18 protein-coding genes and 1 pseudogene are annotated in these 22,747 nt (G+C 56.9%); 14 read left to right on the top strand and 5 right to left on the bottom strand.

Annotated elements, in window-relative coordinates; all coding sequences use genetic code 11:
* The first annotated feature begins 212 nt into the window (after positions 1 to 212).
* From NYR97_RS04845 to NYR97_RS04815, 7 genes are all read left to right on the top strand, one after another.
* Complete coding sequence (locus NYR97_RS04845; protein ID WP_316696916.1) at positions 213 to 812, top strand: hypothetical protein; 600 nt, start codon at positions 213 to 215, stop codon at positions 810 to 812.
* Positions 809 to 2,131, top strand: a complete 1,323-nt coding sequence (locus NYR97_RS04840; RefSeq protein WP_316696914.1) for an XVIPCD domain-containing protein — start codon at positions 809 to 811, stop codon at positions 2,129 to 2,131. The genes NYR97_RS04845 and NYR97_RS04840 overlap by 4 nt, the downstream gene beginning before the upstream one ends.
* A 618-nt stretch (positions 2,132 to 2,749) precedes the next feature.
* Positions 2,750 to 3,751 carry an arabinogalactan endo-1,4-beta-galactosidase gene (locus tag NYR97_RS04835; RefSeq protein WP_316696913.1) on the top strand — a complete coding sequence of 334 codons (1,002 nt, stop codon included), beginning with the start codon at positions 2,750 to 2,752 and terminating at the stop codon, positions 3,749 to 3,751.
* 421 nt (positions 3,752 to 4,172) lie between these two features.
* Entirely contained in the window at positions 4,173 to 6,860 is a 2,688-nt protein-coding gene (gene aceE, locus NYR97_RS04830; RefSeq protein ID WP_316696912.1) for a pyruvate dehydrogenase (acetyl-transferring), homodimeric type, read from the top strand.
* A 93-nt stretch (positions 6,861 to 6,953) separates the two neighbouring features.
* Positions 6,954 to 7,925, top strand: a complete 972-nt coding sequence (locus tag NYR97_RS04825) for a HamA C-terminal domain-containing protein (protein ID WP_316696911.1) — start codon at positions 6,954 to 6,956, stop codon at positions 7,923 to 7,925.
* Entirely contained in the window at positions 7,922 to 10,459 is a 2,538-nt protein-coding gene (locus tag NYR97_RS04820; protein ID WP_316696910.1) for a DEAD/DEAH box helicase, read from the top strand. Before NYR97_RS04825 ends, NYR97_RS04820 begins: the two co-directional genes overlap by 4 nt.
* 2 nt (positions 10,460 to 10,461) lie before the next feature.
* Positions 10,462 to 10,767, top strand: coding sequence for a DCL family protein (locus NYR97_RS04815; RefSeq protein WP_316696909.1), 306 nt, complete (start codon positions 10,462 to 10,464; stop codon positions 10,765 to 10,767).
* 62 nt (positions 10,768 to 10,829) lie between these two features.
* Here the strand turns inward: NYR97_RS04815 and NYR97_RS04810 are convergent, their stop codons facing one another.
* The 5 genes from NYR97_RS04810 to NYR97_RS04790 all read right to left on the bottom strand — a co-directional run bounded on the left by NYR97_RS04810 (position 10,830) and on the right by NYR97_RS04790 (position 17,653).
* Positions 10,830 to 11,483, bottom strand: coding sequence for an STM2766 family helicase-associated protein (locus tag NYR97_RS04810; RefSeq protein WP_486684779.1), 654 nt, complete (start codon positions 11,481 to 11,483; stop codon positions 10,830 to 10,832).
* Positions 11,480 to 13,462 (bottom strand): STM2767 family DEAD/DEAH box helicase, encoded by a 1,983-nt coding sequence (locus NYR97_RS04805; RefSeq protein WP_316696907.1) that lies wholly within the window; start codon positions 13,460 to 13,462, stop codon positions 11,480 to 11,482. The genes NYR97_RS04810 and NYR97_RS04805 overlap by 4 nt, the downstream gene beginning before the upstream one ends.
* Positions 13,463 to 13,849: 387 nt before the next feature.
* A complete protein-coding gene (locus NYR97_RS04800; RefSeq protein ID WP_316696906.1) occupies positions 13,850 to 16,330 on the bottom strand; it encodes an XVIPCD domain-containing protein in 2,481 nt (826 codons plus the stop codon).
* A complete protein-coding gene (locus NYR97_RS04795; protein WP_316696905.1) occupies positions 16,323 to 16,889 on the bottom strand; it encodes a hypothetical protein in 567 nt (188 codons plus the stop codon). Before NYR97_RS04795 ends, NYR97_RS04800 begins: the two co-directional genes overlap by 8 nt.
* 38 nt (positions 16,890 to 16,927) lie before the next feature.
* Positions 16,928 to 17,653, bottom strand: coding sequence for a hypothetical protein (locus NYR97_RS04790; protein ID WP_316696904.1), 726 nt, complete (start codon positions 17,651 to 17,653; stop codon positions 16,928 to 16,930).
* A 378-nt stretch (positions 17,654 to 18,031) separates the two neighbouring features.
* Between NYR97_RS04790 and NYR97_RS04785 the strand changes: the two genes are divergently transcribed.
* The 7 genes and pseudogenes from NYR97_RS04785 to NYR97_RS22385 form a co-directional block, all read left to right on the top strand.
* Positions 18,032 to 18,304, top strand: a complete 273-nt coding sequence (locus tag NYR97_RS04785) for an XAC0095 family protein (RefSeq protein WP_316696903.1) — start codon at positions 18,032 to 18,034, stop codon at positions 18,302 to 18,304.
* Complete coding sequence (locus NYR97_RS04780; RefSeq protein WP_316696902.1) at positions 18,301 to 18,717, top strand: SymE family type I addiction module toxin; 417 nt, start codon at positions 18,301 to 18,303, stop codon at positions 18,715 to 18,717. Before NYR97_RS04785 ends, NYR97_RS04780 begins: the two co-directional genes overlap by 4 nt.
* A gap of 86 nt (positions 18,718 to 18,803) precedes the next feature.
* Positions 18,804 to 19,421 (top strand): hypothetical protein, encoded by a 618-nt coding sequence (locus NYR97_RS04775; protein ID WP_316696901.1) that lies wholly within the window; start codon positions 18,804 to 18,806, stop codon positions 19,419 to 19,421.
* Positions 19,422 to 19,436: 15 nt separating this feature from the next.
* Positions 19,437 to 20,921 (top strand): XVIPCD domain-containing protein, encoded by a 1,485-nt coding sequence (locus NYR97_RS04770; protein WP_316696900.1) that lies wholly within the window; start codon positions 19,437 to 19,439, stop codon positions 20,919 to 20,921.
* 147 nt (positions 20,922 to 21,068) lie between these two features.
* Complete coding sequence (locus NYR97_RS04765; protein WP_425613036.1) at positions 21,069 to 21,359, top strand: SymE family type I addiction module toxin; 291 nt, start codon at positions 21,069 to 21,071, stop codon at positions 21,357 to 21,359.
* A 664-nt stretch (positions 21,360 to 22,023) separates the two neighbouring features.
* Complete coding sequence (locus NYR97_RS04760; RefSeq protein ID WP_316696899.1) at positions 22,024 to 22,512, top strand: hypothetical protein; 489 nt, start codon at positions 22,024 to 22,026, stop codon at positions 22,510 to 22,512.
* Between the two features lie 145 nt (positions 22,513 to 22,657).
* Positions 22,658 to 22,726 (top strand): annotated as a pseudogene (locus tag NYR97_RS22385) (SymE family type I addiction module toxin); the annotation flags it as partial.
* Positions 22,727 to 22,747 lie beyond the last annotated feature (21 nt).

The raw sequence follows: 22,747 nt of genomic DNA, 5'->3' as shown, positions 1-22,747 counted from the left end.
GCGATAACGCGCTCCCCCTAGCGGACAGGTCGAATCATGGCAGCTTTCCGGCGGCAACAACTGCCTCACGTCGGCTGCCGTAAATTGACCCCACCGGCTCAAGCGGACTAGATTGAGCCCCCTTATCGCCATGGAGGCCGGCCTTGCGCCTGATTCTCACACCGAGCCTGCTGGCCCTTTTGCTTACGGCCTGTAACGCCCCGGAGACCAGCATGACCCAGACCACATCCCCCGCAACCGAGGCCACTGCAGAAGCCGACGTGGAGGCGGGCGGTCGCGGCCTTGCCAAATTGAATCCCAGCCCGCGCAAGGCCTTCGAGGTCACGCTCACCCTCGACAAGGCGCCCGGTGCCTTCGGCCTGGTCCAGGGTGCGGCGCAATACGACGTCAGCAACGAAGCCGAATGCGGCAAGATCCAGCCCGAGACCGGTACCGCCGGGCGCATCACCAGCCAGGAAGACTTCGCGCTCAAGAAGATCTCCGACACCGAATACCGCGGCACCGTCTATCTGGACCTGATGCAGGACGAGGACTACTACGGCCGCGGCGTCTGCCATTGGGAATTCAGCGGTGCCAGCGTGCTGCTCAAGGCCACCGGTGCCGAAGAAGAGACGCGCTTTTTGTCGTTTATCGAAGGCAAGACGGTGACGGCGCAGCAGCCGCAGACAAAGTATTACTGGAGAGAGGGTTATCCGAGCTCAGGAATGGATGACTTTCCTGACGTGGGCGAACTGACTCCTGACAAATTCAAGCCTGAGATCCGCGACAATCTCTTCACCATCACACTGGCTGCCAAGGAAGTTGCGCCATGAGCATTCCATCGCCGCAATATGCGGGCTTGTCTGAAGACGCCTACAAGGATCGCGCGGTAGGTCGGCGTGCGCCGGGACAGGAAGAGATCGTCACGGTTGAGGGGCAGCGTTACGCCGTTCTCGAACACGTCAACAACAAGTCCACTGGCTACCAAGGCACGATTTACCGCCGCGAAGGCAGTGGCGAGATTGTAGTCGCGCATCGGGGTACCGAAGGTGCGGCCAAGGACATTCTCACCGACGCGGCGATGGTCACCTCGCGGACCAATCCGCAAGCAGCTGATGCGCTGGCATTGACCAAACACGCGCTCGATTATGCGGAAATTGCGGGAAAGCGAACCGGTCACGCACCCGAAGTCACCGTCACCGGCCACTCCCTCGGCGGTGCGCTGGCACAGGTCTCCGCGCACCATTACGACCTCAAGGGCGAAACCTTCAACTCGTACGGCGCAGCCAGCCTGAGCTACCGCATTCCGGAAGGCGGCAACAGCGTGATCAACCACGTCATGGCGTCCGATCCGGTCAGCGCGGCCTCGCCGCATTTCGGGCAGGTGCGCATCTATGCCAAGCCGGATGAAATCACCACGTTGAATGGCGCTGGTTACAGCAACAGCAAGGCCAACTTCCTGATTCCGGACTACCCGCTGGTGGCGGCCGGCAACTCGCTGGGCGCGCACAAGCTGGGCAACTTCCTGGGCGAGCATTCGGCGCTCACCGATCCCAACGCGCGCCCGCTGGCCGAAAAGAACGCGCGGATGATCGACGAATACCGCAACGATGTGGATGGGCTGCGCACCGGCACCACCATCTTGACGCGTAGCGCGCGCGGCCTCGGCCAGGATGCGGTGGACGCCATCCGCGGCCCGCTCGCCCCGGGCGAGCCCGCCAAGCGCGACGCGCGCGAACACGGCAACGACCACACCTCGCTGCGCATCGATCAGCCCGGGCATGTGGGCAACGCCTTGTTCCAGGATGCGCAGCGTGGCGTGCATGCGCAGGACGCGCGTGCCGGGCGCACGCCCGATCAGCACAGCGCCCAGTTGTCCGGCTCGCTCGCATCGGAAATGCATGCCATCGGCGGCAAGCGCATCGACGAGGTGGTAATGAGCCCCGATGCAGCGCGCACCTTCGCCGTGCAGGGCCGTGCCGACGACCCCGCGCAGCTGCGTGTCAGCGTCGAAACGATGAGCGCCATCAACACCCCGCTGGAGCAGAGCAGCCAGCGCGTTGCAGAAAATGCCGCACGCCAGTCTGTGGCATTGGAACAACAGCAGTCGCAGACCCAGCAACAGCAGCAGGGCGCCCGCGCGATGAGTTGAGTGCGGTCATGCGTTGGCGGCCCGGTGGTGTTCATTCGCCCAACCGGCCTGCGTGACGCAGTGCCGCTTCAACCTGCCACTGCTTCCATCGCACGTTGCACCAAAAACGCCGGCTTGCCCGGCGTTTTTTGTTGGATCGCTACGATCCTCCGGCGAGCGCTTGTTGAGTGCGCCGAACAAGCAGGGCATCAGGAGTTGCGCTTCCGGCAGCGTGCCCTATTGCCGGCAGGCCTGCGCGTTGCCGCGTCTGATCAGGCTCAGGGTCATTGCGGTCGCAGACGGTCGGCCATGCGTGTCGTTGCGGCGACAGAGCGCCAGCATCAGATGCCTCGCGCAGTACCGCGCCGTTTTTCTGTTGCACCCGCACAACATCGCGCTGGCGAAAATAGTGCCAGTTCGCTGGCGCAAGGTTTTTTCCGCCGCGAACTATGCCGCAATCGCCCAGCACCTATAGCGAGCGCAACCGCGTTGCAGTGCCGTGTTTGAATCCCCACCGTTTCGCAACGTGCGTGGCTGTCGCGGCATTGCCCGCTTCGCTGCACAGCACGCAGTGAGATTCAGGGGGATCAGGCAAGGCGCCGCGTGGCGCGACATCCATCGATCAAGGGAGAGGGTTTCATGAGCATGTTTCGTCAGGGTTATAGCCGCTTGCTGTTGGTACTGCTGCTGGGCTTCGTCAGTGCCAGTGCAGGCGCGCAAGGCATCGCCAAGGGCGCCGATGTCAGCTGGCTCAACCAGCAGGCCGCGGCCAACCCGCCGCAGGTGTTTCGCGATGCGTCCGGCAACACCACCGACTTCATCAAGCTGTTCAAGGACGTGGGCGGCAATGCCATTCGCCTGCGCGTGTGGGTCAACCCGTCCGGCGGCTGGAACGACGGCCGCGACACGCTCGACAAGGCCAAGCGCGCCGCCGCGCAGGGCATGCGCATCATGATCGACTTCCACTACAGCGACAGCTGGGCCGACCCGGGCAAGCAGACCAAGCCGGCCGCCTGGGCGGGCCACTCCGTCGCCCAGCTCAACACCGATGTCTATAGCCACACCCAGGGCATCCTCAAGTACCTCAAGGACAACGGCATCACCGTCAGCTGGGTGCAGGTGGGCAACGAGATCAACAGCGGCATGCTGTGGAACGAGGGCAAGACGCCCAACTTCGCCAACCTGGGCCAGTTCATCAACAGCGGCTACAACGCCACCAAGGCGGTGTACCCCAACGCCAAGGTCATCGTGCATCTGGCCAACGGCTACGACAACGCCAACTTCCGCTGGTTCTTCGACAACCTGCGCTCGGCCGGCGGCAAGTGGGACGTCATCGGCATGTCGCATTACCCCCCGGTCGGCAGCTGGCAGGACTACAACAACCGCCTGGACACCAACATGCGCGACATGATCTCCCGCTACGGCAGCGACGTGGTGGTAGCCGAGGTCGGCATGGACTGGCAGCAGGCCGCCACTACCCGCGCCATGCTCACCAACCTGCTCAGCCGCAGCAACGCCATCGGCTCGCGGGTGCTCGGCGTGTTTTATTGGGAACCCAACGCCTACCCCGGCTGGCAGGGCTACACCATGGGCGCGGTCAACAACAACGGCCAGCTGACCGACGCGCTGCAGGCGTTTTGACCTGCCTCGTTTGCTTACCCACTCGCCGCCTCATCCGCCGCCTCGCATACCAACGGCGCCGGTGATAAAGCCCCTCTCCCGTCGGGAGAGGGGTTGGGGTGAGGGTACGGGGCGAAGCCCTCGTGCACCCAACCTCCACCAGGCTTCGCCCCGTACCCTCATCCGCCCCTGCGGGGCACCTTCTCCCGATGGGAGAAGGGGGCATGCGGCGGCTCCGCCGCGTGGCGACCCTCATCCTTTGGTCGTACACCAGTAGCGGCCGCATGCGTGGCATCCGCCACCAACGCATTCACCGCACGACACCGTCCCATTCCATACGCCCCCGTAGCGAGGAATGGCAACAGGTGCGTGCGGTACACTTGGGGGTTCACGAATTCACGATGTCGACACACCCGCGGGGTGTGTCCCCCCGGGAGCGCTAATGAACTGGTTGAACGAAGTGCTGCACAACGATCCGAACCCGCTCGAGACGCAGGAGTGGCTCGAATCGATCAAGGCCGTCATCGACGTCGAAGGCCCTGAGCGCGCCCATCAGCTGCTGGAAGGCATGGTCGAACAGACCCGCCGCGCCGGCGCTTACCTGCCGTTCTCGCCCACCACCGAGTACGTCAACACCATCGCACCGGCCAACGAGGCCAAGAACCCCGGCGACTCCGCGCTGGAGTGGAAGATCCGCTCGATCATCCGCTGGAACGCCATGGCCACCGTCGTGCGGGCAAACCGCAAGCCGGGCGACCTGGGCGGCCACATCGCCTCGTTCGCTTCCAGCGCCACGCTGTACGACGTGGGCTTCAACCACTTCTGGCGCGCGCCCTCGGACACCCACCCGGGCGACCTGCTGTTCGTCCAGGGCCATAGCGCCCCGGGCATCTACGCCCGCGCCTTCCTGGAAGGCCGCATCAGCCAGGACCAGCTGGACAACTTCCGCATGGAAGTGGACGGCCAGGGCATCTCCTCCTACCCGCACCCGTGGCTGATGCCCGAGTTCTGGCAGACCCCCACCGTGTCGATGGGCCTGGGCCCGCTGGCCGCCATCTACCAGGCGCAGTTCATGCGCTACCTGGAAAACCGCGGCCTGATCGAGAAGTCCGACCGTAAGGTGTGGTGCTTCATCGGCGACGGCGAGTCTGATGAGCCAGAAACCCTCGGCGCCATCGCCCTGGCCGGCCGCGAAGGCCTGGACAACCTGATCTTCGTGGTCAACTGCAACCTGCAGCGCCTGGACGGCCCGGTGCGCGGCAACGGCAAGATCATCCAGGAACTGGAAGGCGTGTTCCGTGGCGGCGGCTGGAACGTCATCAAGCTGCTCTGGGGCGGCTACTGGGACGCCCTGCTGGCCAAGGACACCAATGGCGTCCTGACCAAGCTGATGATGGAAACCGTTGACGGCGAATACCAGAACTGCAAGGCCTTCGGCGGCGCCTACACCCGCGAGAATTTCTTCGGCAAGTACCCGGAGACCGCGGCCATGGTCGCCGGCCTGTCCGACGACGACATCTGGCGCCTGAACCGTGGCGGCCACGACCCGCACAAGGTGTACGCCGCCTACCACCAGGCCGTGAACACCAAGGGCATGCCCACCGTGATCCTGGCCAAGACGGTCAAGGGCTACGGCATGGGCTCGGCCGGTGAGGCGCTCAACCCCACCCACCAGACCAAGAAGCTGGACGACGCGGCGGTCAAGCACTTCCGCGACCGCTTCAACATTCCGGTGACCGACGCCCAGCTGGAAGACGGCCAGGTGCCGTTCTACCACCCCGGCGAAGACTCCCCGGAAGTGCAGTACCTCAAGGAACGCCGCAACGTGCTCGGCGGCTTCCTGCCGCAGCGCCGCCCCAAGGCCAGCAAGTCGTTCGTGGCGCCCACGCTCGACAAGTTCGAGCGCCTGCTCAAGGACAGCGGCGAGCGCAGCTATTCCACCACCATGTCGTTCGTGCAGAGCCTCAACATCGCCCTGCGCGACAAGGAACTGGGCCCGCGCATCGTGCCGATCGTGGCCGATGAGGCGCGCACCTTCGGTATGGAAGGCATGTTCCGCCAGATCGGCATCTATGCCCCGTTCGGCCAGAAGTACAAGCCGGTCGATGCCGACCAGCTGATGTACTACCGCGAAGACCAGACCGGCCAGGTGCTGCAGCAGGGCATCAGCGAGCCGGGCGCCATCGCCTCGTGGATGGCCGCCGGCACCAGCTACTCGGTCTCCGACGTGCCGATGCTGCCGTTCTACATCTACTACTCCATGTTCGGCTTCCAGCGCGTGGGCGACATCGCCTGGCAGGCAGCGGACATGCGCACGCGTGGCTTCCTGCTTGGCGGCACCGCCGGCCGCACCACGCTCAATGGCGAAGGCCTGCAGCACGAAGACGGCTTCAGCCAGGTCATCGCCGGCTCCATCCCGAACGTGCGTAGCTACGACCCGACCTTCGGCTTCGAAGTCACCGTCATCATGCAGCACGGCATGAAGGCGATGATGGAAGACCAGATCGACGAGTACTACTACATCACCCTGATGAACGAGAACTACGCCCACCCCGGCATGCCGGACGGCGCAGCCGAGGGCATCATCAAGGGCATGTACCTGCTCACCGACGCCGGCAAGCCCAAGAAGGGCGAGCTGCGCGTGCAGCTGCTGGGCAGCGGCACCATCCTGCGCGAGGCCATTGCCGCGGCCGAGCTGCTGGACAAGGACTTCGGCGTCACCGCCGACATCTGGTCCTGCCCCAGCTTCAACGAAGTGCGCCGCGACGGCTACGCCGTAGAACGCTGGAACCGCCTGCATCCGGAGGCGGAACAGCGCAAGCCCTACGTCACCCAGCTGCTGGAAGGCCGCCAGGGCCCGGCCATCGCCGCAACCGATTACGTGCGCGCCTTCGCCGACCAGATCCGCGCCTTCGTCCCGATGACCTACACCGTGCTCGGCACGGACGGGTTCGGTCGCTCGGACACGCGTGCGAATCTGCGCCGGTTCTTCGAAGTGGACCGTTACTACATCGCGCATGCGGCCATTGCCGCGCTGGCGAAGGATGGCAAGATGACCGGGAAGGATGTGGCCCGGGCGATCAAGCAGTACAAGATTGATACGGAGAAGGCGAATCCTGTTGGGGTTTGATGGATTGAGAAGAAAAGGCGGCTTTTAAGCCGCCTTTTCTTACTTCCAATCTGTAAATTCGAATAGAGTGCGTGCATCAGGGAGAGAGCCGCCGTGGGAAGTAGCATTGACGACGTTGATAAGCTAGAGGCCGCGCTAAAGAAGTTGGAGCAAAGTTCTAATGTCTCGAATTTCTTAGCCAAGTGCGATTGCGGAGCCGCGGGCGAAAGTCACCCAAAGGTAGACTTGTTATTCGCCAGGTTTCGAGAAGACTCAGCCGATCTTGAGGCACTTGCCGAATTTCTAGCGACCCAAATTGTTAATTATGTAATACCCCTTAAAAAGCGAAGGTCCGCACTTGCGGCAGCGGGTGATTCTGATTTCTCTCCCCTGCATAGATTGGTCCTTGAAGCGCGCCAAAAGTTTATCGAATTTGATTCCGCGCATCCAGGGCGCGCGAGCGAGATAGGGGAGCTCCTAGCATTTTTGGTCGCTCAAGAATGGCTCGGAGCTTTCCAAGTCGCATCGAAGATGGCTTTGAAAACCAGCGCGAACATGCCCGTACACGGTCTCGATGGTATACATGCGCGATTCGAAGATGGGGTTCTAATTTTATATTTTCTCGAATCCAAGCTCTCAGAGACTGCAGCAGCCGGCATGAGTGCCTACTGTGACTCAGCTGCTCAGTTTGCGCCAAAGCGAAAGCAGTACCTCCTGGAATACAGCATAGTCACCGATCTCAGTAACCTTGACTCACTTGACAAGGAAGAGAGGGATTTGGCGCTCGATTACTTCGATGTCTACGGCAGTAAGAAGTCTCAAAGAATCGAGCGATCAGTAGGCGTGATTTGCTATCCCGAGAAAGAATTCAACCAGAAGCTTCCAAAGTCTGACTCGACTGCTCCGTCTCAGCATGAAGCTTTTTTTGCGTCAAAATTCTCAGGAAAGCATGCGAAGTATCAAAAAGACTTGGCTGAGAAGCTTAGTAGCTACGGGCTGGCACCATCGGATTGTAGGGTTTGTCTGGTCGCTGTTCCAGACAAGAATGCCTTAAGAAAAATGTTCGTCGAAGGGGTTTCGGTATGACCGAATTCGCAGACCAACTGACGGAGAGAATAGTTCAGCATCCAGAGTTCTGGAGTGACTTTAATGACATTAGAGCTGCCGGTGCTCGCGGCTCAATGCACGGCGCAGATTTTTCCTTAGACATGGTAATCCACGAGGAGGCCGTGAATCGCCTTCTTTACTGCGCTTCTGTCTTTGCTCAAGCTAGTGACGAGATTTCACTTTCGCGTGCACAAGCAATCGCATTGAGTGCTCTTTTTGTTAGTAAATCAGAAGAAAATTTTTCCGCATCCCTTGCCATTCTTTCCCAGATTGGAAACTTTCCTGGCGTCAATTATATAAGTCGTAGCAGGCCTGTCGATTATCTATCCTTGGCCAATCAGCTGCAGATTCATCTCCTTGCTGAACTGAACACTGTAAGTGCCTCTGATTCCCGTAAAGCTCTGACTGATTTTCAGATGCGAGTGTGGAGCATGCTCCCTTACCTGCGGACTGCTTCGATATCTGCTCCCACGTCGGCAGGTAAGTCTTTTGTTGTGCTTGAGTACTTATGTGATCGAGTGAAAAAGTCTGATTCGACTTTGATCGTCTACGTTGCACCTACGAGAGCATTGCTTGCAGAGGTAAGTCGTAAGTTGATGTCCCGCCTTGGGGGGCATCAAGATGTTGCTGTATCCACGGTACCTGCAGCGGACGCAAGTGGGCGTCCAAAGCAAATTTATATCTTGACACAGGAACGCTTGTCGGCGCTCCTATCAGTAAGCTCGATATCGCCGAACGTGCTCATTGTAGATGAAGCGCAGAATCTGGCCGACGGCTCTCGCGGAATGATTCTTCAGGATTGCATCCAACGTGTTCGAGATCGCTCTCCATCCTGTCAAGTCCTACTGCTGTCTCCGGGGGCTACGGGATTCGAGGCGGCGATGGAGACTACAGGTATAAGCGATGTAGCAGTTAATGAGACGGCTCTTTCACCCGTGCTTCAAAACCGCATAGTTGTGACGGCGGTACCGGGAAACTCTCACGAGTTGGAACTAGGTCTGCTTGAAGATGGAAAGCAAATAAGTTTAGGCCGCGCGCGAATAACTCGAGGTGTCACCTCGGCAAAAACAAGGTTGGCAGCAGTTGCGTTGGAGTTTGGATCAGAGGGTGGGAATTTGGTGTACGCAACTGGTCCGGCAGATGCGGAGAGGCTTGCAAGAAGTTTGGCCATCGGACTAAATGAAAGCAATTCTAATGAGCTAATTGAGTTAGATGCTTTTATCAGAGAGCATATCCATTCCGAGTACGGACTCGCTGACATGGTGCGCCACGGAGTTGCATTTCACTATGGAAAGATGCCTGCGTTGCTGCGTGAGGCAATTGAGTCTGCTTTCCAAAGTGGAGCAATAAAATTCTTGGTTTGTACAACTACCTTGTTCCAAGGGGTGAATCTACCTGCTAGGAATGTTTTTATGAACACTCCAACTCGCGGAAAAGGGGTTCAGTTAGATCCGGCGTTGATATGGAATTTCGCAGGAAGGGCCGGGCGACTCAATCAGGATGTCGTCGGCAATGTATTTTTGGTTGATTACAATTCTTGGGAAACCAGCCCTCTCGATAACATGGTGAGGGTTCGCGTAACGTCAGCTCTCTCTGACACTATCGGCCAGCATGCCGAAAATGTCGAACTGGCTGTGAAGGGTGAGCCATTCCAGAGCATAAGTGCTGAAGACGACGCGAGCATCCGAGCGGCGGCCGGCTACATCATTGCACGATCTGCAAAAGGAACGCTCGTTGAGTTGCTAGGACGTGTTTCCGGCCTGAGCATTGATACTCAGAAGAGACTCGCCGATGCTGGCTCTAGTTCTATTAACTTAATTAACTTGCCAGCATCAATTATTGAAGCAAACTGGACGGTTGACCCGCATGGTATGGCGCGCTTGCGTTGCTCGCTGGACTCTCTAAAAGATGCAGGGGACCTAGAGCGCTACATTCCTTGTGACCCGGGCGAGGAGCGTGCTTTTAAAACTTACTCAAGAATATTTAATCTTATGGCCGATAAAGTCTTAGGCTACAAGGTAGAGAAGTACGGTCTTTTCGTAGCCAACTATGCATTGCAATGGATGCGTGGTGTTCCATATCCGGTCCTGGTTTCGAAATGGGTGAAAAGTAAGCGTTCTAAGGCGACCCGTAAAAAAGCAAGCGTCGACGGATACGTTAGGACGGCTTTTGAATTCATTGAGGACGAACTGAGGTTTAAATGGGTCCAGCTCGGTCGCGCTTACGTCGATATTATTCGACATGTTGCGCCTGTGGACCTACGATCTCAGATACACGACTTCTCACTGGCTCTTGAGTTAGGGGTCTCAAGCCTCACTGCCCGTTCCTTTGTAGAGATAGGTCTCTCAAGAATTGCTGCCGCTGCGCTAGCGGAGCTGCATCCGAACTCTGAGCTGACAGTGCCTCTAGCCAAGAATGAGATTGCAATTCTTGATCTTTCTCTGCTTAGATTTTCCCCAGTCATTGCCCGTGAAGTCGCAGAGCTGCGAGCAACAATTACGTCGGAGGTTTAGGGATGGGAGTTAAAAAGCCAGTAACCGTCGGCATTCATAATTTCGAGAAGCAAGGTGATGCTCTTGAATTCTTTTCAAAGATACTCTGGCGTTACAAAGTTGACGAAAAGCTGTCTGATGCTGACGCAGGCGACGTTAATGCTTTATTAGGCATGCATCGAGACGTAATAAAGAAAATAGGGCCCGGGATCGAGCATTTCGTAGTCATGAGATCTGAAGAGGGCTCCAGATGCTTTGGCGTCGTGCGGTTGGACGGCCAGCAGATTGGGTTTAGCTACAAGCGCTGTATAACGGGAAAATGGGATTAGGATGACATGGGCTGCGCGGTTATCTTGCTAGTACCGTGATTTTCCAAATATATATCGCATCATCAATCGGCTCCGTGATCTCGAAGATATCTTTTGGCGATTGACGCGTCACACAGGGAATAAAACGAAACGACATCGCTGGGTTTTGGACTGCCAATCTTCACGGAGGCTGAGTTTGTATAGAAGAAGTCATAATGAAAGCGTGGATGTATATGTCCATTTTCGTTGACTGGATCATCATCAAATCTAAAATAACCATGATCCTCGGTTAGTAGAAAAATAAACGCATTGCAATAATTTATTGCCTCCAAGAAATCGATGCCGAAACTGTCGCAAAGTGATAGCGAGACATCATCCGGAGTTGGATTCTCCCGCCAAGTCAAACTGGCGTTCCTCAAAAAAGAAACAAGACGCCCGCTGACTGGTTCTGATATTAAGTCAAAATTAAAAGATATTGACGCACCATCGTCAATAATCTGAAATGGAATGGCCATTGAAAAATAGCCGTTGCCACTTCTGATCAAGGTACGACGAAAATTTCCGGAAAATATCGCTAGATCATAGTTTTCGTCGTCGGACTCACATCTGCAGTGGGAGCACGTGTTAATTATTTCTGCAAGGTTGATGAGGTTTTCTATGTTATCGAGGGCATGTCGTACTGCGCGGAATTTAGTCAAGTGGTAAGTCGGAATTTCCTTAAAGAAGAACGATGTCATAGTTGTCTGTGCCTAGAGTATTCAACTTCGAGCAAGCTGTTGACGTAATCCTCATCGTAATCGGATTCTGCGAGAATCATGTTCATCCGACTCGTGAGCTTACCTATCAAACGGGGGCTTGCATTTCGTCCTACGCAAAACCGACGCACTATATCTTCAATCGATGCTTGCTCTTCGAGTACCAAGAAGTCCTTTTGCTGTGCCATCTCATTTTCTGTAGGGATTCGTACATCTAGGTAGCCATTATCATACAGAGAGTTGAGGCCGCGTTTCAAAGATTCTACGGTTACGGGATCTGCAAAGCTGGTGATTACAAGGTGGCTTTCTAGAAAGGACCGAGCCATCATCGTGTAAAGTGCATTTCTAAACGATGGATGTCTATTTAAGTCCCTTGCAACACAGATGACAAAGGGGAATTCTAGGCCCTTCGCATTATTTACATTGGATATGAAGAATCTAGTTGGATCAGTCTCTTTTGTCTCAAATGAGACGTTTGGATCCCACCCGAATTTGCGAAAAACATGAACCTTCAGCTCGGAGATAACATCATAAATGTAACTATCTTTATCGAGAAAAATTACGGCAATGTCACCTTCTTCTGTCGTCGGGTGTCTCTCCCTAATTTGGTCAATCAGTCCTAGAATCTCTAACGAAATCGTGGCATTGCGAGGCAGTTGATGAATCTCAGTGCTCCTAAAGCCAGACGGGATATCCTCGAATCGTCGCAATGGATCTCGTGACAGATATGCTCTCTCTCCCAGCCCTCGGTAGTCATAGCCGCATGCATCCCATTCGTCTGGTTTTAGCCAGCGCAATACCGGATGCTCAAAAAGCCCCATCCCCAGCGAATGTGAAAACATAAGGTTAGTAGGGTCTGTTCGGTAGCATTTTTTTAGAACCATATCCGCGCGATGAACACGGTCGTCAATCGGTCGAAAAATATTCTGAAATACATCTCCAGCGACGAAAATTTTCTTTGCCGTGACTAACTCGCATAACTCAAGGAAGCTACTGCCGAAGTCCTGGCTCTCGTCAATAAATACATAATCAAAGATCTTCTTGTTATCGCTGTTTGCAGCCTTAATGTCTACTATGGCCTGCTTGCAAAGCGAATCAAACGGACCGGCGCTGAGGCTTCCAAATGGGATTCCGTAAGTGTGACAGATGTAGCGGTACATTCCAGAAAGAGGCTCTTTTCCGCTCCCCCATGAGTGAAAACAAAATAGTTTCTTGTTCCACTCAATCTGACGTTCAACTCTCATGAAATCGAAGAAATCAGGAATTCTTCTCCTCATGGACGAGGCTAGAATCTTATTAAAGCATGTGAATGCTATTCTGGCCTCGCTGTCTCTGGAATAAATTTCTTTAATCTTGTGGAGCAGTAATTCAGTCTTGCCGGATCCGGCAAGGCCTTGAATGGAAAGTCTTTTGCTTCCCCCAGATCTAAAAACAAAACTGGTTTGATCTGTGTCGAATAGGATGATTTTAGACTTCACCACCTCTAAGAGATCGCGAGCCTCAAGATTTATTCTGCTAATATCGTTGATGCTACCAACAACCAGGGATGTTATGAGATCGACAACTCTTGCATCTGTCGGTTTTTCAATAATTAGTTCATGCAAGTCTACATTGTCACTATTTCTATAATGGAATAAAGGCGACCATGACTTCTTCCGTCCTATTTTTTCTCTATATCTAAATTTCTCTGATAGGAACGATATGTCTTCGAATACATCATCGGCATATTCTTCCAGGGCTTCTTGGTCATGTTTGAGGTCGATAAAGCACGGGTGCATCCCGGCCGAAAATATGATCACGGCGTGATCATATTCATACGTGGCATCGTCTTTAGATAGCGGCTTACGAAGAACATAAGTCTGTTTCTTATGTCGCGTCGCAAATTCTTCTATGTGCGCTCCAAGTCCGGCGCGTTCAACCAAGTCCTGAGCGTCGGGGGCGTAAAAGCAGTAATCACTCATGATGTAGCTCGTTTAATTTGATTGAAGGCTCTGCTGTGGAGTATCAGTATTTAAGCTAGTTTATGGTTCGCTTCTTATGCGAGCGGGACTGGCAAGTACTGGTGGCTCCTAGCAGGTGTCGGTGCAGATTAGCGTCAATTCGTGGTTTGTGGAACCGCGCGAGGGGATTGGCGTCATGCGCGAGCAACGGAAATTTTGGGGCGCCGAATGAAGCAGGGCTCTAAAAGAACGTCAGAGTCATTTTTCTAAAGGGCTGTAGATTCACTCATGTGTGGAAGTGGGGGGAACTGCAGAGTCCGCGCATAGGCGGCAGTCATGATGACATGGGAGCAAAATGACAAGACTTAGGATTCTTTGCCGGTAACAATTAGATGTGGTGCGCAGTGCTCAGACGCTGATACGTGGCGATTGCTGGGCATCTTGCTGCTGGCTTCGTACCAATTCCTGTTGTCGTGTCTGCGTTTGCTCTTGGGCGATCGCTTGATTGGCCGCCTGTAGCTTTGCATCCGATTGCTCTAGAGGCATATGAATTGCTTGGTCGATAGAGACAGCTGCGCGCTTGTGTGTTGGGTCGTCGACGCGTCCTTCAATCGCGACGAGGTTGCCGTTCTGGCCCATCAGTACGTGATCCACACGTTGCAGCGCGTTCGCAGCCAGCGAGGTGTTGCCTGCTTCTGGATAGCGCTCGCGATTGTCCTTGCACGCGGCCAGCAGGCAGCGGCTGACGCGCTCGCTCATTTCGTCATACGGCTTGCCCACGCTCTCATCGACCTTGGCCACGCCTTCGCGGATCTGCTTCAACATGGCGTGATCGGGATGATCCGGATCTTGTGGGCCCGAGGCTTGCGGCCGTGCGGGGGCGCTATGGCCGCGTACATCTGTGTCTTCCTGAGTCTTCTTCGAAGAGGTGTCCGCGTTGTCGTGGCTTTGCGTCCGCGGCGCAGTGACATGGACCGTCTCTAGCGTTTTGATCGGTTCGTCAGCAGTCTGTGCCACCGGCTGTGCAGCCGTACGCTGTGTGCCCAGTGTCTGGGCTGCGTAGGTTCCATCAAGCTCTTGCTTTAAATTTCCCTTGGCGTGGCTGTCCCAGAGCATACCGTCATGGGTCCACTGACCATCTTTGCCACGTTCGTAGAGGTCGCCGTCTGAGCCGACGATCCGGCCGGGATGCTTCAGTGCGTCATGGACTGCGGCGGGCATGTAGGCGTGACGCTCCCAGCCATTCTGCTCGTAGGTCTCCTTGTAGTGCGCGGCCATCGCTGCTGGCGTGTGCATCGCGTTCTGCTTGATGATTTGCTGCGAAGCTTCATCGAGTTGCGACGCACGCTGAGGGCTCGCCGTTTCGGTGTGTGTGCTCATGGTGCGATCGATCAGGCCATCGGCTACCTTGCGCGTCCACTGCTGCGTATTCGCGTTGTGCATCCACGGTGACTCGCGCAGGCTGCGCGTGTCGTGCTCGTTGGCGGGTTGGGTGTAGGGATCTTTATTCTGCGGCGGCGAGCCGAGTGCCAGCTCGATAGACGTACGAGATGCTTTGAAGGTCAGTAAGTCCGCGACTTCCGGCGTGGCAACTTCGGTCCGCGTCTTGAAGAGCGGCACGCCGGCCTCGCCAAAGGCGATTGCAGCGGGATCGACCTCGCCAGTGCTGATGTCACGCGCCCACCGTTCTCCGGTTTGGTGATTCTCAAGGTGCCACGTATTGCCTTGTGCATCTTGTTGGTGGGAAATGCGATGGTCATTGATCACATCGGCCAGCTTGTCGCCGCCCACCGCGCCAACGATGCCGCCGATCGCACCCGTGACCAGCAAACCCGGGCCAGACTCCACGCCTAACGCTGCACCTACGCTACTGCCAAGCACAGCCCCGCCGACGGCACCCACATTGCGCGTGGCGTAGCGAGTGACCTCTGCATCGGCCGCAGTGCTGTTGCCCTGCGCGTCCAGCCGCTCGGTGTTCCTTGCCGTACCGCCCAGGTCGTAGACCGCCGCCGCTGCGCCCACAACGCCCAGCCCACGGACGGTGCCGGGAGAGAGCCTGCGTGACGCTGCTGCTTCTGCGGTAAGCGCTGTTTCCGCAAGGCTCGCGGCTGGCACATCAAGCCCGGTCGGTGCGCGGACCATGCCGGAGGCACTGAGTTCTGCGGAGGGCTTGAAGTGTGTTTGCTTCAATTCAAAGCTTTCTGCGAATTCCCGGGAGAAAGTGACATCCTTGATGTCTGTTCCGATGCTCTCAGGCGTAACAAAGATGCCTTTGGGCACAGCCTGGATAAAATGCGTTTGCACCTCCGGCAGCACAGCGCCTGCGCCACCCTGTGCGTACAGCGCCTGCAACTTGGGAATGGGTTCTCCGCCTAGCGAAGTGACATTAGGGTTATTCAGCACGGCCGGTACTTCGACCTGTCCAAAGACGCGCTCGAGGTTGGCAGCAGAAGCAACGACTTTGATATCGCCACGCAACGAACTCGCGAACTCGTGGGATGCTTCACCCCATAGGCACCTTGACAGTGATGTCGGGTTCTGCGATGGGACGTCAGGATCTCCGTATAAAAATGAGCTTGCGGAGTTCTTCGCTACTGTCGCATCCTGGCCCAGATCTTCAAAGATATCTTGGGTTTTATCTTTGATTGCAGTAAGGACTTGTCTGTCAGACAGAAATTGCGCGCGTGGTGTGTCATTTATTACGGGAAGTCCGGTATTTTTGGATAATTCAACAGCTGCGATTTCAGAGGAAACTTCGCCAATTTTCCTGCTGTAGAGGATTCCGCCTTCGCTTTCTGCTGTGGCAGCGTATTTTCTAGCAATGCTTGCTATTTCTTCCAGGCTATTGGATTGCTTAATCAGTTCCACATCGGTTTTATAGTCACTCATTGCTGAGTCCTAACGAAGCAGCCGAATCCACTAGGGCCCAATCTTGCTCGAAAATAACCTTGCCGGTAAAGAATGACTTCTTTGACTCCCTCAGCACGGACGGCCTGTCTTCGAACTGCAAACCTGCCGCTATTAGCCTGTTGACCAAAAGCTTGACCGTTTCTAGCTGGTCGAGTGTGAACGCCCTGGTTGAAAAAGAGGGGAGCGGCATGCCAACCTGTAACTCATCTAGATATCCAAAGCTAATGATGTGAATGTTGAAGTGGACTTTATCCTCCAGCCACTTCTGGTCCAGCTCTCCAAAAACCTCAGCCTGATCAATCTCTACTGAGAATGTTTCATGGCCTAGCTCATCAAATCCACGGATTCCTCCAGAAAAACGTGCCCGACCCTCGGGGAAATCTACCCATTCAAATGTCGATGACATATCAAATCCTTTCTTGTTAGGTCGTAGGTGATGCGGCTTGTCGAAGGAATCAATAGGTAATTTTCGTTTTGCTGCACCGGTGCCAAGGGCAAGCCACGAAGGGTGCGGTGTCGGTACGACATGGTCGCTCATTATTGCACCACAAGTGGCATGTCGTGCTTGGCGGCCGCTTAATTGCTGGACGCGCCATCTTGCCGGTTTGCCTCAGCCAATAATTGCTCGTACGACTGCACGCGTATACGTAGGCGAATGAGATGCCATGACATCGCAAAGGCAAACAGCAGCGTTAAGGCCAGCACGCCCTGGATTAGGGTGATCTTGCTCAGTACCGTCCAGTCGCCTAAACGCCAGTCTTTCAGCTGCAGATAGAGGGCAAGCAGGACAGGCATGAAGCCCAGCTTCTCCATGCCACCGGTGAATAATCCCAAGCGGTCGTGCATGTTGGTGCGACGATCACGCATGAATGCCTCGCGCCGACGCCGTTGTTCCAGTGGGAAGCTCCTAAGCGACGCGACGATCAATTGATACTGGTGGAACTCCCGCTCCATCAGTTCTGCGTGATCCGCGTAGGGGCGGCGGAAGCTCGGCCACTCGCGTTTGAACGAGAGCACGCCATAGACCAGAAAACCTGCCAACTCAACCGCCAGGCCCGTGGCGGCTAAGTACACACCTACCTTGCCGCTCAGCAATGTGCCGGCCAAGATCCCAACGCCCGCACCGATCAAGCCGATCGCCAAGCTCCACCGCTCGACTGGGCCGGCGCGGCTCTGCTCAGTCACCTGTGCGTAATGGGCCATTGCCGCAGAGAGCGATGGAAAGCTCGGGTCTGTGAGCTTGATCGCTTCTCTATCGGTGTCGACGCTGTGTTCCGCCGCTACTTCATCCATTGAACTCATCTAGCTTCCCTCGGGGATCGCGCATTCAACCAACGGCTGTGATCGTCAGTATTCCTCAGCTGCCGATGGTGTGGCAGCACGCTACTCAAACGCGTCAAACATCCTCCTCAATTGCTATTGACACGCACACGCTGCACTCGCAATCTAGGCCCAAGGAGCGTCGAAACTCCCCTCATAGCGGTACCCACCTCCGTCAAACCGGTGGGTTTTTTGTGCCTGCATCCTACAGGTACAAGCCGATGCGATGCCTGCGTCGGGAGGGCGGCTAATACAACACCCGCAAGGGGAATACGCCCGCCGGCTATGAGCGGTTTCGAACCTCCCGACATCCCGTCGCCGTTGGCGGCGGTTCTTGGGTTGTTCCAGGAGGGCGTTGCCATGTCTACCGCACCATCCATGCCGGCATCTATGCCGGGTTATTTGTTGCCAGCCTCCGCACACGGCTTGCTGTGGGATGTAGGAGAGGTGCTGCGGCGGCTGGCCGCACGCGCAGTTACTGAGCAGGCCAGTGACGATCCCGCGCAGCAGTTGCTCAGCCAACCCGGTGTGTTGTCGCAGGCCTTGCATAGCCTGGCCGCGCGCATCGACGTGGCGCTGCAGCAGTGCGTCGCTGCACCCGCCACCAACACTCGCCACCCGGAGGCGCCATGACACGGCGCCGCCCACCCAACGCGTCCGCCACCGCACGGCCCACCCGTCAACGTGCGCGCCCCGCGCCACCCAAGCGGGTGCAGTGGGTCATCGTCGAACCCGAGCGCACCCAGCTGCCGCCGATGCTTCCGCCCGCGCCGGACACCACGCCGCAAGGCCCCGGCCGTTTGCATGCACCCCGCCGCGCCCGCCGCCCGCGCCAATGCACCGTCAGCTACACCCTCTACCCCGGCGCCCACGACCACGCCGGCGACCAGCACGTGCCCCACGTCCGCCTCAGTGGCCTGTGGCTAGAGCAGTTGGGCTTTGCCATCGGCAGCAAGCTGCGGATTAGTGCAAGCGAGGGGCAATTAGTGATCGAGGTGGTGGCGCCGGTGGAGGTGCCGGCCAAGGCGCGCAGCGTGCGGCGGTGACGCTACGGCCGCCAGAGACCTTGCGATTGACCTCGATGCCGGATGCCACTAGCGTCGCAGCCACACCAGCGCACAACGGACGCTTCATGATCGCGCGGCCTCTCTACGCCTTGCTCGCCACCCTCGCTCTGGGCGCATGCGCCCACACGGCGGCCACCCCCGCCCCGGCAACCGTCACGGAGACACATGCCATGACTTCTTCCAGTCCCACCCACGCGTCGTCGGCCGCACCCACTGCAGAAGGTTTGCTTTCCCGATTGCTGGAGTTGATCAAAGGGAGCAAAACCATCTCCGACCTAACGCCGGAGTACCTTTCGTCGACGATGGGGCAGGCGGTTCACAACGTGAAGGACGACGATCGCCGTTACCGCGCGTTCGGCGTGCTGACGAATGACTGGAGCTATGGCTTTGGCTTGGAGGAGACCAAGCTCGATGGGCGATGGTTCGAGTTTCGGTTTGATCGCAATACGGCTGGCGCTTCACCGCCGATGACCGAGATATGCCGTCTCGACTTCGACAGCTTTACCAGGCAATTGGAAAAAATGGGGTTCGCGCGAGAGCGCAACGTCGTGGAAGACGGCAGGTGGATGAGCGACTTTTTCACCCGCCCAGGGATGCGCATCGAGGTTTTCCCGCGGGGCGAAGCTGCCGAACCTCAGGAGTTGGTGGCGCACAAGTGTGTCGAATGGGTCTACATCCGATAACTCCAGGGAGCGGACATGGCACTCAGTCCTGATGCGTTGAAGGTTGTAGATGATTTCGGACATGCACCCGGCGTCACCAAGGTGCACGTTGATCAGCTGAAAAAGCTGTTCGCTGATTCGCCGGAGCTCGCGCGCCAACTCAATGAGGCTGTCGATCAAAAGCTTGTTTCCAGTTTCCAGCCCCTTACCGATCCTCACATGGGAGGATCATTCGACCCTTTAGGCCACTCCATCCAGGTGCCATTGGCAAAACTGGCAACTCCATCAGGAGTTCCCGCCCAGGCGAGCGGCGATCTGACGTTCGTGCTTGGGCACGAGTTGCAGCATGGTGCTTTCAGCTCAAAAGCGGAGGGCGCAAGACAGCAGTTCATGAGCGAAGCCCGCACAATTGCACGCAGTACCCATGACTACACGGCTGCTGCTGAGAAGGTGCTCTCCACCAATCGGGAGGATGAGTCACGTGCGGAGATTGCAGGCTGGAATGCGACAGTGAGCAGAGTCAAGGGTAGCGTGCCGCAGCCAACCTTGGAAGATATTTATCGCGCTGCCCCGGGAAGAATGCGTGACTTCATTGACACTAGTTCTGGAAGCCAAGGTCTTGTCTATACCTTGAAGCCCAACCTGTCGTTGAACCAGGATCTGACCATGTCAGCCACCCCGGCGAACGTAGAGGCGATGGGAACCAACTACTTTGATAAGTCTGCGCAGGACACCCAGATCGGGCAGGACGGTCTCTCTGATTACCCCAACCATTATGGCCCTTGGGTCATCGGTACCGCAGCCATCTATGAGCGCCATTACAACAAGACGCCACCAGGAACGCCTGAGCAACCGATGATTTTCAATCTGCAGCGTCTTAAACTTAAAGAAGATGTGCTGGAGTGGAATGGTATCGACCTGGGTAGCGATACCCGCCCGATGCCTTACCTCGATAGTAGTTCCCAGCCACCTAAGGCTGGGTTGTTTCAGCACAGTAAAGACACCCATCTGCACGTCTCGCCGATCACCGCGCGCGAACTGGAACAGGAGTTGCGGGAGCGCGACCCGCAAGCGCCATTGCAGGCGCCATCTGCTCAGCTTTCCCCCTCGCATGCTGGTCACGAGGATCACGCGCTGTATCAGCAGATCAAAGGTGGCGTGGAGAAACTCGACGCGCAGCACGGCCGGGAGTGGGATGCGTCAAGTCAGCGCATGACGGCCAGCTTGCTCGTGCTGGCGAAGGAAGAAGGCCTTTCGCGTGTTGACCATGTGCTGCTCAATAACCCGACAGACAAGCTGGCGGCCGGAGAAAAAGTGTTTCTGGTCCAGGGCACCCAGAGCGACCCAGCGCACCACCGTGCCGACATGGCCACTGTGCTTGCGGTACAAACGCCTGAAAGCCAGTCGTTCGAGCGGGTGCAATCGATCAATCAAACCCAATCCCAAGCGCGAGAGCAGCAGCAAGCGCCTGAGCAATCGCAACAGGCAGTCACTCCGCCTGGGCCAACGATGACGCGTTGAAATCACTCGCGGACGTGCTTGCAGAGGACTGATCAATTCACGGAAAAGATGATTTCTTTTAATTGCTTTTGCGCCCGTCCGCTCCCCGTGGCACCCAAGCCGGTGCAGTAGATCATCGCCGAACCCCACCGCACCAAGCCGCCACCGATGCTGCCGCCCGAGCCGGACACAACGCCGCAAGGCCCCGGCCGTTTGCATGCACCCCGCCGCGCCCGCCGCCCGCGCCAATGCACCGTCAGCTACACCCTTTACCGCGGCGCCTATGACCACGCCGGCGACCAGCACGTGCCCCACGTCCGCCTCAGCGGCCTATGGCTGGAGCAACTGGGCTTCGCTATCGGCAGTAAGCTGCGTATCACTGCAAGCGAAGGGCAGTTGTTGATGGAGGTCTTGGCGCCGGTGGGGGTGCCTGCCGCATCGCGCAGGGCGCGACGGTAGCTGGAACGAAGTCGCAGGCACGGTATCGTGGTGCAACACGCCAACCGTCCCGACCAAGGAAGCTTCATGATAACGACGCGAAGGAAGATGAAAACTCGGGCCTTACATGGCCACGGGGTGGGCCAGATAGGCGGATGTTGATTGCTTTCCTTTCAGTAGCACTTCCCGTGCTTAGCTGTAGCGCGGTGCCTGCTACGAAGGCGCGTCAACCTGTTGCATATCCCACAGAACTCCATGGGGTATGGAACCTGGGCCCACAATCCTGCAAGCTGCCTGTAAATCCTGATTCGGATTCGCCCATACACATCGAGACCGCCCGATTGCTTGGGTACGAGCACCAGGAGACGCCAGTCTCAGTCAGGCTGGTTTCTACCAATCCGCATGCTTGGGCTATTGCCGCAACCACAGATGTCGCGCCAGAGACAAGAGCTGATAATTTGTACGTCTTGAAGGGCGAGCATCTGGTCATTTCCGACGGCGAATTAGTCAGACAGTATCGTAGGTGTAAATGATCTAGCTAGGTCGGCGGGAGCAGGGAGGCCATCATGTCGGATGGGAATGAAAGCTCAGATCTTCTAGTGCTCTAGTCGCCCCAAGACCTTACGTGGCTGTCGGTGCTAACGGTCGATTGCTGTATGGTTTTCTTCGTACGCAAGGAATTCTCATGAAAATAAAGTCTGTTGGCTGCGTGACGCTCGCGCTCTTCTTCATCACAGGATGTGCGGCGGTATCCGCTGGCGCGGACATCAGTGCTCTATCCGGCGACGCGCTTTGTGAGCAGTCACGTGGATGGGGGAGTGCAGGTGCGACCCGTGCTATACAAGTCAATGCACAGGTCTCCGAAGACGATAACGGGCGGTCCTATCGCTTTGATCTGGGTGGGCGCGGTGGGTTGCAGCGCTTGGATGCTAGTTGTGGATGGGGCTCGTATGCGGAATGTAGCTTTGAGGCGGCCCAGTCGGATGGGGCAAGTTATCGCTTCTCGGAGATGTCAACATTCGGCCTCTGGGAGGCGCAGCAAGGGCTGTATCTTGTTTACCGTATCGTCGCGCCGAAGGACAAGGCCGCAGAGGGAAAGCGGAGAGTCGTGAAGGTGGGTAATCCGCCAGCAGAGATCTGCAATCAGATCGGGGATTACTCTAATTTAATGTAGTTTTGGATAGGAGATCGGTGATGCCTATCGACTATCGCGTGCTCACCCAAGAGCAATACAACGCGCTCACTGGCGATCTGGTGAAGCTCACAGAAAGCTTGCACGCGCGCTCCCAGGATGTCGGTGATGTTCGGGCCACGATTGGCTATGGCTGGGCTTTGCGATCGGCACCAAGCGGCATATCACCGCCAGCGAGGGGCAGCTGTTGATGTAGGTGGTGGCACCGGTAGAGGTG

It is taken from the genome of Xanthomonas hydrangeae (assembly GCF_032697525.1).
Taxonomy (GTDB): Bacteria; Pseudomonadota; Gammaproteobacteria; order Xanthomonadales; family Xanthomonadaceae; genus Xanthomonas; species Xanthomonas hydrangeae.
This window is presented reverse-complemented; position numbering and strand designations above follow the sequence as displayed.

What these genes read in the sequence shown, in the direction of transcription:
- NYR97_RS04785 (WP_316696903.1), top strand. Translation starts at nt 18,032, where the DNA reads ATGTCTACCGCACCATCCATGCCGGCATCTATGCCGGGTTATTTGTTG.
- NYR97_RS04810 (WP_486684779.1), bottom strand. Translation starts at nt 11,483, where the DNA reads ATGACATCGTTCTTCTTTAAGGAAATTCCGACTTACCACTTGACTAAA.
- NYR97_RS04845 (WP_316696916.1), top strand. Translation starts at nt 213, where the DNA reads ATGACCCAGACCACATCCCCCGCAACCGAGGCCACTGCAGAAGCCGAC.
- NYR97_RS04820 (WP_316696910.1), top strand. Translation starts at nt 7,922, where the DNA reads ATGACCGAATTCGCAGACCAACTGACGGAGAGAATAGTTCAGCATCCA.
- NYR97_RS04840 (WP_316696914.1), top strand. Translation starts at nt 809, where the DNA reads ATGAGCATTCCATCGCCGCAATATGCGGGCTTGTCTGAAGACGCCTAC.
- NYR97_RS04780 (WP_316696902.1), top strand. Translation starts at nt 18,301, where the DNA reads ATGACACGGCGCCGCCCACCCAACGCGTCCGCCACCGCACGGCCCACC.
- NYR97_RS04795 (WP_316696905.1), bottom strand. Translation starts at nt 16,889, where the DNA reads ATGAGCGACCATGTCGTACCGACACCGCACCCTTCGTGGCTTGCCCTT.
- NYR97_RS04765 (WP_425613036.1), top strand. Translation starts at nt 21,069, where the DNA reads ATGCTGCCGCCCGAGCCGGACACAACGCCGCAAGGCCCCGGCCGTTTG.
- NYR97_RS04835 (WP_316696913.1), top strand. Translation starts at nt 2,750, where the DNA reads ATGAGCATGTTTCGTCAGGGTTATAGCCGCTTGCTGTTGGTACTGCTG.
- NYR97_RS04805 (WP_316696907.1), bottom strand. Translation starts at nt 13,462, where the DNA reads ATGAGTGATTACTGCTTTTACGCCCCCGACGCTCAGGACTTGGTTGAA.
- aceE (WP_316696912.1), top strand. Translation starts at nt 4,173, where the DNA reads ATGAACTGGTTGAACGAAGTGCTGCACAACGATCCGAACCCGCTCGAG.
- NYR97_RS04775 (WP_316696901.1), top strand. Translation starts at nt 18,804, where the DNA reads ATGATCGCGCGGCCTCTCTACGCCTTGCTCGCCACCCTCGCTCTGGGC.
- NYR97_RS04790 (WP_316696904.1), bottom strand. Translation starts at nt 17,653, where the DNA reads ATGAGTTCAATGGATGAAGTAGCGGCGGAACACAGCGTCGACACCGAT.
- NYR97_RS04800 (WP_316696906.1), bottom strand. Translation starts at nt 16,330, where the DNA reads ATGAGTGACTATAAAACCGATGTGGAACTGATTAAGCAATCCAATAGC.
- NYR97_RS04815 (WP_316696909.1), top strand. Translation starts at nt 10,462, where the DNA reads ATGGGAGTTAAAAAGCCAGTAACCGTCGGCATTCATAATTTCGAGAAG.
- NYR97_RS04770 (WP_316696900.1), top strand. Translation starts at nt 19,437, where the DNA reads ATGGCACTCAGTCCTGATGCGTTGAAGGTTGTAGATGATTTCGGACAT.
- NYR97_RS04760 (WP_316696899.1), top strand. Translation starts at nt 22,024, where the DNA reads ATGAAAATAAAGTCTGTTGGCTGCGTGACGCTCGCGCTCTTCTTCATC.